The organism is Geobacillus sp. WSUCF1, from assembly GCF_000422025.1.
GTDB classification, from domain to species: domain Bacteria; phylum Bacillota; class Bacilli; order Bacillales; family Anoxybacillaceae; genus Geobacillus; species Geobacillus zalihae.
Genome location: NZ_ATCO01000323.1, coordinates 1 through 280, shown reverse-complemented (window position 1 = coordinate 280; position 280 = coordinate 1). Strand labels below are relative to the sequence as shown.

2 tRNA genes are annotated in these 280 nt (G+C 55.0%); both read left to right on the top strand.

Annotation, left to right across the window (positions count from 1 at the left end):
• Position 1: 1 nt before the first annotated feature.
• A tRNA-Met gene (locus I656_RS0117410) sits at positions 2–78 on the top strand.
• A 5-nt stretch (positions 79–83) separates the two neighbouring features.
• Positions 84–159: transfer RNA gene (locus I656_RS0117405), tRNA-Asp, on the top strand.
• The last annotated feature ends 121 nt before the right edge of the window (positions 160–280 follow it).

Sequence of the window (280 nt, the reverse complement as noted above, 5' to 3'; positions counted from 1 at the left end):
TCGCGGGGTGGAGCAGTCCGGTAGCTCGTCGGGCTCATAACCCGAAGGTCGCAGGTTCAAATCCTGCCCCCGCAACCAAAATTGGTCCCGTAGTGTAGTGGTTAACATGCCTGCCTGTCACGCAGGAGATCGCGGGTTCGAGTCCCGTCGGGACCGCCATTCTTTCAAAATTGTGAAAGATGAAAAATACGGCTCAGCAGCTCATTCGGTAGAGACGAGCATCCGCTTCATCGAATTCGCTTCGAGTTGCCTCGACGCATCGAGCGTCTTTGAATCAGCT